Annotated in this window: 12 protein-coding genes; 2 read left to right on the top strand and 10 right to left on the bottom strand. The window is 60.1% G+C overall.

Annotated elements, in window-relative coordinates; translation table 11 throughout:
• From VGN68_RS01185 to VGN68_RS01170, 4 genes are all read right to left on the bottom strand, one after another.
• The coding region (locus tag VGN68_RS01185) for an IS256-like element ISSpma2 family transposase (RefSeq protein ID WP_234181518.1) at positions 1-944 on the bottom strand (944 nt) is incomplete at its 3' end.
• Positions 945-1,478: 534 nt separating this feature from the next.
• Complete coding sequence (locus VGN68_RS01180) at positions 1,479-1,715, bottom strand: DUF5818 domain-containing protein (protein WP_234181507.1); 237 nt, start codon at positions 1,713-1,715, stop codon at positions 1,479-1,481.
• Between the two features lie 74 nt (positions 1,716-1,789).
• Complete coding sequence (locus VGN68_RS01175; RefSeq protein WP_294033975.1) at positions 1,790-2,452, bottom strand: thermonuclease family protein; 663 nt, start codon at positions 2,450-2,452, stop codon at positions 1,790-1,792.
• A gap of 231 nt (positions 2,453-2,683) precedes the next feature.
• Positions 2,684-3,016, bottom strand: coding sequence for a helix-turn-helix transcriptional regulator (locus VGN68_RS01170; protein ID WP_327473065.1), 333 nt, complete (start codon positions 3,014-3,016; stop codon positions 2,684-2,686).
• 345 nt (positions 3,017-3,361) lie between these two features.
• Between VGN68_RS01170 and VGN68_RS01165 the strand changes: the two genes are divergently transcribed.
• Together VGN68_RS01165 and VGN68_RS01160 are read left to right on the top strand one after the other, a co-directional pair.
• On the top strand, positions 3,362-4,228 hold the full coding sequence (locus tag VGN68_RS01165) for a hypothetical protein (RefSeq protein ID WP_234181456.1): 867 nt from the start codon (positions 3,362-3,364) through the stop codon (positions 4,226-4,228).
• Positions 4,221-4,994, top strand: coding sequence for a hypothetical protein (locus VGN68_RS01160; RefSeq protein ID WP_327473064.1), 774 nt, complete (start codon positions 4,221-4,223; stop codon positions 4,992-4,994). The genes VGN68_RS01165 and VGN68_RS01160 overlap by 8 nt, the downstream gene beginning before the upstream one ends.
• Before the next feature lie 41 nt (positions 4,995-5,035).
• On the opposite strand, the gene VGN68_RS01155 is transcribed toward VGN68_RS01160, so the two are convergent.
• The 6 genes from VGN68_RS01155 to VGN68_RS01130 all read right to left on the bottom strand — a co-directional run bounded on the left by VGN68_RS01155 (position 5,036) and on the right by VGN68_RS01130 (position 9,020).
• Positions 5,036-5,671: a hypothetical protein gene (locus VGN68_RS01155; RefSeq protein WP_327473062.1), complete on the bottom strand. Its 636-nt coding sequence runs from the start codon at positions 5,669-5,671 to the stop codon at positions 5,036-5,038.
• A 5-nt stretch (positions 5,672-5,676) separates the two neighbouring features.
• A complete protein-coding gene (locus VGN68_RS01150; RefSeq protein ID WP_234181462.1) occupies positions 5,677-5,844 on the bottom strand; it encodes a hypothetical protein in 168 nt (55 codons plus the stop codon).
• The gene (locus VGN68_RS01145) at positions 5,844-6,644 is read right to left on the bottom strand and encodes a hypothetical protein (protein WP_327473059.1); all 801 of its coding nucleotides are present in this window, start codon (positions 6,642-6,644) and stop codon (positions 5,844-5,846) included. Before VGN68_RS01145 ends, VGN68_RS01150 begins: the two co-directional genes overlap by 1 nt.
• A 28-nt stretch (positions 6,645-6,672) precedes the next feature.
• Positions 6,673-7,209, bottom strand: a complete 537-nt coding sequence (locus tag VGN68_RS01140; RefSeq protein ID WP_234181432.1) for a hypothetical protein — start codon at positions 7,207-7,209, stop codon at positions 6,673-6,675.
• A complete protein-coding gene (locus VGN68_RS01135) occupies positions 7,209-7,928 on the bottom strand; it encodes a hypothetical protein (RefSeq protein ID WP_234181434.1) in 720 nt (239 codons plus the stop codon). The genes VGN68_RS01140 and VGN68_RS01135 overlap by 1 nt, the downstream gene beginning before the upstream one ends.
• A gap of 75 nt (positions 7,929-8,003) precedes the next feature.
• Positions 8,004-9,020, bottom strand: a complete 1,017-nt coding sequence (locus VGN68_RS01130) for a hypothetical protein (RefSeq protein ID WP_234181435.1) — start codon at positions 9,018-9,020, stop codon at positions 8,004-8,006.
• Positions 9,021-9,238: the final 218 nt, after the last annotated feature.

The following is a 9,238-nucleotide window of genomic DNA, read 5'->3' as shown; positions in this document are numbered from 1 at the left end:
TAGGCGAGCACGTCGGTTTCGGCCTCGTCCATGCAGGCGCCGAGCTTGGGCCAACGGGTGCGCAACTGGTCGGCGACCTGTCGCCAGACCTGCGTTGCGCTTTTCTGATCGGGCTGCAGGAAGACCTGGCGGATCGCGGCGGCGACGACAGTGTTCTGGCCCTTGGGCACATAGGACAGGGCATTGCGCATGAAGTGCACCCGGCAGCGCTGCCAGGTGGCGCCCATGACGCGGGTGATCGCGCCCTTGAGGCCCTCGTGAGCATCGGAGATGACCAGCTTCACGCCGGTAAGACCGCGCCGAACAAGGTCCTTCAGGAAGTCGGACCAGAAGACCTCCGCTTCCGAGGGGCCGATATGCAGGCCGACGATCTCGCGCCGGCCCTCGGTGTTGACGGCCATGGCGATTATTGCGGCAACGCTGATGATCCGCCCGCCTTCGCGTACCTTGAGATAGGTGGCATCGAGCCAGAGATACGGCCATTCGCCGGTGAGCGGGCGTTTCAGAAAGGCATGGACGCGCTCGTCAATGTCCTTGCAAAGCTTGGAGACGGTGGACTTGGAGATGCCGGTCATGCCCATGGCCTGGACGAGTTCATCGACCCGCCGGGTGCTGACCCCGCCGATCCACGCTTCCTGGATCACCGCAACCAGCGCTTTCTCGACCATCTTGCGGGGCTCAAGGAAGCCCGGAAAATAGGACCCAGCACGCAGCTTGGGGATTTTCAGGTTCAGCGTGCCTACCCGGGTATCCAGCGAACGGTCGCGATAGCCGTTGCGCCAGGTCGCGCGCTCGCTGCTGCGTTCGTGGCGACCCGCGCCGATCAGGCCATCAACGTCGGCCTCCATGATCAGCTGCAGCACGTTCTCGGCGATGGTGCGCAAAAAATCCGGTTGGCCGCCCTTTGCAGCCAGCTCTTCGATCAGTAATCTGTCCTCGGTCATCGGGAACTCCTCTTCGTCACGGTTGAAGTGTGCAAACTCCACCATAACGATGAACCCGGTGGCCACCAGCGACGCCGCATTCCGGGGTGGGGCATGCCCCACCCCGGAATACACCATCGCCTACACCGGAAATTACACCACGAGCGCGGACGCTAACTTGCACATCAGCTTCAACCAATTTGCTTCATCAATGCTGATGAGAGGATACTGGCATGCCCAAAGCCCTTGTAAACGAACATAAGAGCTGCCCGGCCGCAATCGGCCAGAGTCGGCGGTATCGCACGCCTGAATGTGAGTTCGGGGGGTGTCGCCTATTCCGTAGGATGTTGTCGCCACCAAGCGTGGATTAATCGCTTTCCTACAATATTTCGCGCTGTCATGCCGAGCCTATGCAAGAACGAAGACCCAAATGGCGCGACCGGGCGCTCGCTATCGAATTCTGGATTGCGACCGTGCTGGTGGGCGGCTCATTCCTCGTCGGGGCGTGGCAGGCGCTTAAATATCTGTTTTAGCGGCGGGGGCGGCGCACTAGCGCTACGCTCCAGCCGCGAGCGGCGAGGGAACAAAATTCTCAGGCGCTACACCGTCGACATCCACCAGGTCTTCGCTCACCACGATGCCGGTAATGCGAACACGCTTTTCGATATGGTCGACAGGAACGCGGTGTAAGTCGAGCCGCCACCGGCCGCCAAGGTCACGGCGAAGCGAGAAACCGCCCGCGTCGCGGAGCAACGTCCCTGTCTCTTCGATTCTCGTGCCAATCATCGTCATGACTTTGGCCTACGCAAAGTCGCAACACCGCGCCAGAAACTTCGGCTGAACTCCTAACAACCCAGCCTAAATGCTCATCGCCGCCGAAATGGTTCGCACGCCACGCCATCGCCGTCGCCATCCATTTCTGGCCGATACCCGGGCTGACCGCGGTATAACGGCGCGGCACCCGCTGCCCACGCCGCATTGCAATTGCGGTAATAGACGCCGGACGGCGCCGACGATGCAATAGGCTGGCGCACGGCGGATGCCTGCGGCTTGGCCCGATGTGCCCTGGGACTGGCGGCCCGATAGTCGACCGGCTGTTGGAAGTCGGAACCCCAGATGCCCAGTTTGAGGGCCTTGGCGCGCGCCTCGGCGCCGAGATAGCGATCGCTAAACTGAGGCAACGCAACTGCAAGGCCCGCTTCGACCATGGCTTGGCCCAGATCTATCTGCCGCGCGGTGCAGCTGGCGACGATCCGGTCATAGTCATCGACATCGCGCTGCTCACACCGCAATTCGGCACCATTGACCAGTTGCGCCAGTTTCGCCGACGCTTCTTTGCCGCATGCCCAGCTTTGTCCCTCGCGCGCGCAAGTCTGGTTGAGCTCGGGGGCGTCCACACCGTGCAAGCGGACGACGATCCCCGCCATGTCGAGAGAGTCGCCGTCCATCGCCCGGGCCGAGCCACTAATGTCCTGCGCGGATGCGAACACCGGCGTCAGCGCCAGCCCGATTACAAAAAGCCATTTCATGGGAGATAAACTAGCCCGGTCAGCTTACCAATTTCTTGAACATCCTCGATCGATCGAGCCGAATGTCCGCTATGCGAATATTCGCCCCCAAGACCGACTGACAGAATTGGCCATAGCCCGGTCGACCGAAGCGCCGACTGCCCCGAAGTCCTTTGCCGCGGATCTGGAGCCGGTGACGGCCACGACGGTAATGGCCGAACCTTCAGACCAATGCCGAGCGCGCCGACTCTTCTACGCTCCCGAGCGGCGCCTCTTCATCCCTTTAATAATATCACTAAAAACCTCGCGATCTGTGGGATGGAGCGATTTCAGATCACGGTACAAGACAAGCAATTTTTCGTCATCACCGTCTTCGTCCGGGCTTTCACCCACAAGGCGCGAGATCGACACCTCAAAATAATCGGCGAGCTTTCGGACGAGTTCGATCGACGGATTCTTGGCGGTGCCTTTCTCAAGCTCCCAGATATGGGCTTTCGACGCACCAATGGCGTCAGCCACTTCCTGAAGCGATTGCTGCTTTGCCGTGCGAAGGTTCTGCAGCCTCATCGCCAACGACATGCCCATGACCTCCTTAGACCCAACTTACCATGCGATCGGTGACATAGAAATCAACGATCGTTCGGTCAAGTGAACGATTTCGTTCGGCCAATTGACTCCGACTGTCGTATGACCTATCGAACGATATTGTTATTATTTGTCGGACGGAGCGCCGCGTGGGCCATAGCCAGCATATCATGGCAGATCCTCGCGGCTGGGCCGTCCACTCGGCGGAACTCAATGCTCTTGGATCACCTATCCGGCGGCTGATGAGCGAACGCGATACGCGCGCAGAGACCATCCGGTACAACACCATGAGGCCTTGTCGGGGGCGACTGGCATTGATGTTTCAAACTAAGCGGGAGCATAGGCATGGCTAAGAATACCACCAAATCGCAGGCGCTTGTTCCAGCTGAGCGGCGCCAGACGACCGTACGCAGGAAAACGGCGACGCCAGTCGTCGTGCCCGCAACGGCCGACACGCTGCTGCCGATCCTCGGCTCCGAATTCGCCGCCGAGAAGCTGATCGGCGACGGAGGCGAAGTCGCGCGAGAAGGCGGCGTCGCTCTCGTCACCGGCCGCGCCTATGCAACCCGCGATTGCGTCGTTCCCGCAGAAGAAATTTTCTACGATCAGGCTGCTCGGCCCGGTGGCAAGGGGGCGTGGCTGGGAGAGGCGGACAAGGTCAGCTGGCGCGATACGGCGAGTGGATACGACTGCATCATGTTGCGTAACACCGACAATGGCTTTCTCTGCGGATATGTCGGCATTCCCAAGGATCACCCTCTCTGGGGCTGGGATGCAAACGCAGTTCCGCCGGACATCGGAATCGATGTGCATGGCGGTTTGACTTATTCAAGACTGTGCGAAGAAGGGCCGACTCCGACGCGTCGGTTAGCCGTCGAGGCGCGCCGCATCTGCCACGTGACATTACGACCGGCGGTCTACCATCCGGTAGAACACGCAACCGACCACCGCGTCGAAGATTCGCATGCGTGGTGGTTCGGCTTCAGTTGCGATCATGCCTACGATCTTATTCCGAACGCCAGGCCGAATTCCTCCGGATCGAAGTCCTCGGAGCTTGGACGGATATATCGCGACGACGCATATGTTGTCAGGGAAACGGTCGCCCTCGCAGCTCAGCTGCGAGCAATCGCTGAAGGAGGCGCGGCGCCCGCGCGCGATGGCGCGCCGCCGCCGCTCGGCCTCGACCCTCGTCGCGGGGGTGGCCGTGGCTGACTTTGAGCGTCACGTCGGCGAACTCCCGTGGGGCTGGTGGCTTCGAGCCAATCCGCGCGGCTACGAGGATGCCGCTGGGCGAAATTGGGCGAGCGTCAGGGACGCCTTCTGGGAGGGAGAACTTGGATTCCCGCCGGTCCACTTCGCACCCGAACAGCATGAACTGATGCTGAGGGTCATGACCGCGATCGATGCGCGCTGGTTTGGCACGGAGAGCAACCACGATGTTTTCGGCGGGGACATGATGTTCTGGCGATTCTATCTGTGCTGGCTCGCCAGCATCGGTATGGTCGAGACATCGGCGGGGAGGGACCTCTTCGGTGGGGGGCTGAGCTCATTGGGCAGATCGGTCCTCATGATGCTGCAGGCCACGCGCGAGCCGGAATTCGAGCGCTTGCCAATGGCGGCGGTTGTTGCCGCGGTAAGTGCGAGCGTGGGGCCCGACGCCGAGGCACGGGAGCGGGCGCTGATCACCTTTGAACAGCAGGTTGGGTTTCGTCGCCATCTGTTCGCGCGCGAAAATCTGGGAAGCCGATACCTGGTGACGTTGACCGGACTTAAGGTTGGCGCGCGGATGCCGACGCGCAATATCGCGTGGTCGCAATCCTTCGCCGATGCAAATTCGCGTGACGACCTTTTCGCCTGGCTCGCCGAGCGGGTGCACCGTTGGGATGATTGGGGGGGAATTGCCCACCGAAAGGGCGCGGACGCGCTTACAAGCCATCTATTGTCAGTGATCGTCGGCGCGGGCGGCCTGTCTTGGTGACCACTCGGCGCTGGACCGATGCAGCTTGCCGCTGGTCGAGACTAAGAGTTCAAATAGAATTCGACCTCACCTGGATTTGCATCGCGGATGCTCGTGATGATTTTTTCGCCAATTCCGTTCCAGCTTAAGACCCAGTGGTCGATCATGTCGCCGAGACGACGGCCGACGGCGAGCGTGCGGGCGGTGGCGGGGATGCCGCAATCGCGAACGACAATACAAGTTTCACCGGATTGGGGGATTACATCGATAAATAGGCTTTCGAGGTCGATCCTTAAACCAACATCTATATCGTCAGGCAAAGCAGTGATCGTGGTTGGTTCGCGGAGGTATAAATGTGAACTCACGCGAAGACCTTTGGGTAGCGCGGCTAAAGCATTGCAGCCTTTTATGAATAACGCTCCACGCACCCTCAAACCATCCGGAAGTGTGGTGAGCGCGGTGCAGCGATTGAGGGTGAGGTTTCCATCGGCGTGTAGGCGTTTCGGCAGCGAAGTCAGAGAGGTGCAGCCCCTGAGCTCGAGGGCCCCGCCCACACGCAGCCCATCCGGCAGGGCGATGAGCGCGGTGCAGTGATTGAGGTCGAGCAATCCATCCACTGTCAGTCCGGTCGGCAGTTCGGTGAGCGCCGTGCAGCCTCTGAGGTTGAGATCTCCGTCTACCGTCAGACCCTCCGGCAAGCTGGTCAGGGCAGTACAAATTCGAGGTTGAGCGATCCAACCACCCGCAATCCCTTCGGAAGCATGGTGAGCGCGGTGCAGAAACTAAGGTCGATATCTTCCATCATCCGCACGTTGGGCAACTGCAGGACGCCGTCGACGATGGTGTGGCCCCGGTGTTCAATGTTTTGCATCACCTGCCATCCTCCAGAAGAAAAACCAGATTGTTGTTTCGGTCCGTTTCGATCCTCTTGATGATGCGATCGGCGGTGCCGCGATAACTTAGAGCCCAATCCTGGATCACATCGCCGACCCGGCGGCCGATAGCGGCAGAAAGTATCGTTTCGGGGCAAGGTCGTCGGATAAGAATGATTCTGTCATTCGTAATGCTGAGATTTTTGAAGCCGAGCCCTCCGACAACGTTCAGCCCCGTCGGCAGTTTGGTGAGTGCGGTACAGCCGTAGAGGCTCAGCCAGCCACTTACGCGCATTCCCTCCGGCAGCTCAGTGAGCGCGGTGCTTAAGGTGAGATCGATATTTCCGGCAACGCCAAGATCGGCGGGCAGCGCAGTTAACGCCGTGCAGGCCCTGAGCACGAGATTCGCACCTACGCTCAGTCCGGCGGGTAAATTTGTTAGCGCAGTGCAGCATCTCAAGTCGAGATCGCCGCCTACGCTCAGTCCATCCGGCAAGGTAGTAAGTGCGGTACAATAGGCGAGGCGGATCGAGGCATTGACGTGCAATCTTTCCGGAAGCTTGGCGAGCGCCGTGCAGTCGATGAGGTCGATATCTCCACCGACACGAAGGTCGGCAGGCAACGTGGTCAGCGCGGTACAGCCTCGGAGGTTTAGACTCCCGGTCACGCGGAGCCCTTCGGGTAGCGCGGTAAGCGCGGTACACCCTTCAAGGTTGAGCCGACCATCTAGTTGAAAATCTTTTGGTTGGAAGACGCCGTCAACGATGTTGTGACCGTTGTGCTGAACAATTCTTGTCACACGTTATCTCCTGGAAACTTGTTGCTCATCACCCGTGAATTGCCTTCCACACCACGAACACTGCCATTCCGAAGACCAGGGTCAGCACGATGAGGAGAAGGCTCGAGCGAGCGGCCCAGATCAGCCCATCGCGTGCCTCGTCGCCGTCGCACCGGCTGAAGGCGTGCCGAAGATAGCTGAGCACAGGAAATATGCGGGTCGGATCCAAGGCCTCGATTGCACCAAAGGATGTGTGGTCAGACCATTCAGGACGTCGCGGAATGCGGCGGACGTCAGCAGTCACCTGGCCCACGAGCCGCTGCAGTTGATAGCGCAGGTTCCCAAGTTCTTCGCGGTGCGCGGCAAGCTCCGCAATGAACGCCTGCTCTTCGACGCTGCGCTTCTTGAGCACGGCTTCCACCTGGTCGGCGATACCCAAATTGCATACGACAATTTGCGTTAGAAGCTCGTCGTCCTGCAGCCCGAATATAGCTTCCATAGTTTGCAGATGGAGCAGCGTTTGCGGGGGCGGGTTCCGGTGGTATATCGCTTGGTAGAGCCGGACGACGTTCGAGATCTTACTCATCAGAACAGCCCCCCCAACGCGTCTTCGACATCGCGCTGCCACATACGAAAGCGCGCGCGGGTTCCTCGGGATAGGCCCGCATCGATCTGATCGAGACCCATGTTATCGGTGCGAAACTTGTCGTAGATGTGCTCGGGCAGCGCCGGACAGCAGAAGACATCGCCCCCAGTCTTCGCGACTGCTTCGAGAAGCTCGGCGTCGACGAGCACGAACTTTTGGGGCGGCCCGTGCCAGGCTGGGAGGTTGAGCAGCACGCGGCCTGGCGGATCGCCGGCGAGCATGGCATCGAGCGTCGCGCGTGACGCCTGATCGAGGCCCATGGTCCAGATGATATCGACGTCGATATCGAGCGCGTCTTCTTCATCCTCGATCGCGAAGCGGATGAACTCGTGGACCCGATCAAGATCCTCAAATCGCCCGCCGGGAACGTTGACGAGGATGTACGCGTCATCGGGCGCGTCATCGATGATCGTGATGAGCTTCTCCTGATCGGATTCGTCACCCAGGTCGATCGGCTCGACGCGATGTCGATTGCCATAGGCATGTTCGATGTCGCGCTGCGACAGGCTCGCTTCGATGAAGATGACGGGAATGCCGCGGTGCATGAGCGAATGTGCAAATGTTGCCAGCGTGCCGGTGCTGCCGACGCCGCCCTTCTCCTTCTCGTAAAGCATGAGGCGCTTGCGCCGGTGCTCCTCAACCTGTTCTTTGGTCGACATGGGTCACTTCCTTTCTGCGTTGAATAGTTTGGTCGCCTGGCCGCAGGGGTGCGGCTACCCGCGTGAAATGTGCGGTCATGATTTGGGCCTGCCGTGCTTGGCGTGCGCCTCGGCAAGACGTTGCCGGGCGTCGCCCTGCGATCGTGCTCGCCCGGCAAATCTCGCGGCGAGATTCGCCCCACGACCCGGCGCTGCGGCTTCGTTCGCCGTCCTTTGCGGAGACCGCGTCGAAGGGCTGTATGTTGCCTTGTCCGCGTGTTGCGCCGTTGTAACGGGCTGTTGCCGCGAGGGGACAGTGGGCGGCGGACCGGTAGGTGGCAAGGGAGCAGGCGGCGGCTCGGGGAACTGCTGCGACCCTGTGTGGAGCGTGTATCGATCGGCGACGGCGAAGTGCGCCTTGCGTGAGTAGCCCGCTGAGAGCAGACGCGTGATGATTTGATTGAATATCTCAGGTCCATCATCAAGTTCGGCGAGGGCCGATAGCTTTGTCGCGATCGCGCCGACGTCGAGAGCGGTGCCGCGCATGGCCGCGAGATTGGTGATCGCCGCGGCCCACTGCTCTGGCCCGTTCGTCGAATTCAGGAGGATCTCAGCAATCTCGTCTGGAATATCGGCCGCAGTAATCTTGCGGCGGCGGAGCGAGGGTGCGCTTTTCTTTTGCTGACCCGGCGGTGCCGGTTCGGCAATGCATTCAGGCCCAATCGCTATTGTGACGGCGCGGATCCGGATAATAGCGACCACGATGTTGAAGATGCGGGACGGCCAGACTAGGCCGGACGAGTTGAGGATCGCATCATGGAAAGATTTCTCAGCGTCCTCGAGTTCAAACACGAGCGCGTCATGGCGATACCGCGGATGGAGCCGCCAGGCGTTGAAACGCGGGACCGTCTTGCGGATCGCTTTACCGGTGATTTCTTGTAATAGCCTGTTTATACACGGGCCGAGCAGCGCGTGCGCCACAGCGCCATCGCGCAGTTCAGCGCCCGTCGCTCGCGATGCCTGATGCTGATCCACCGCGGCGTCGAAACCGGCGAACGCCGCTTCACACAATAGATTACCAATGGCATCAACAGCGTCGTCAAGGTAATCCAAATCGTCCTCCCGCACCGAGAAGACCGGGCCTCGCAAACAATCTCGCGGAGGCCTGACGAATCGGGCGGGCTACCATTTATGGTAATGTCAAAGCGATATCCACAATAACCGTTATTTTCGCATGTGGAAATATCGCAGGATGGTGGTCCATTTGTCACGGATAGCTCGGTGTAAGAGACCGTTGTTTCACCTTACATCCGCCATTTTCGTGTATGGTG

The organism is Sphingopyxis sp. (assembly GCF_035998965.1).
In the GTDB taxonomy this organism is placed as follows: Bacteria; Pseudomonadota; Alphaproteobacteria; order Sphingomonadales; family Sphingomonadaceae; genus Sphingopyxis.
This window is presented reverse-complemented; position numbering and strand designations above follow the sequence as displayed.

Coding starts and splice junctions, on each gene's coding strand:
- VGN68_RS01180 (WP_234181507.1), bottom strand. CDS start 1,715: ATGACGATGATTGGCACGAGAATCGAAGAGACAGGGACGTTGCTCCGC.
- VGN68_RS01175 (WP_294033975.1), bottom strand. CDS start 2,452: ATGAAATGGCTTTTTGTAATCGGGCTGGCGCTGACGCCGGTGTTCGCA.
- VGN68_RS01170 (WP_327473065.1), bottom strand. CDS start 3,016: ATGGGCATGTCGTTGGCGATGAGGCTGCAGAACCTTCGCACGGCAAAG.
- VGN68_RS01165 (WP_234181456.1), top strand. CDS start 3,362: ATGGCTAAGAATACCACCAAATCGCAGGCGCTTGTTCCAGCTGAGCGG.
- VGN68_RS01150 (WP_234181462.1), bottom strand. CDS start 5,844: ATGCAAAACATTGAACACCGGGGCCACACCATCGTCGACGGCGTCCTG.
- VGN68_RS01140 (WP_234181432.1), bottom strand. CDS start 7,209: ATGAGTAAGATCTCGAACGTCGTCCGGCTCTACCAAGCGATATACCAC.
- VGN68_RS01135 (WP_234181434.1), bottom strand. CDS start 7,928: ATGTCGACCAAAGAACAGGTTGAGGAGCACCGGCGCAAGCGCCTCATG.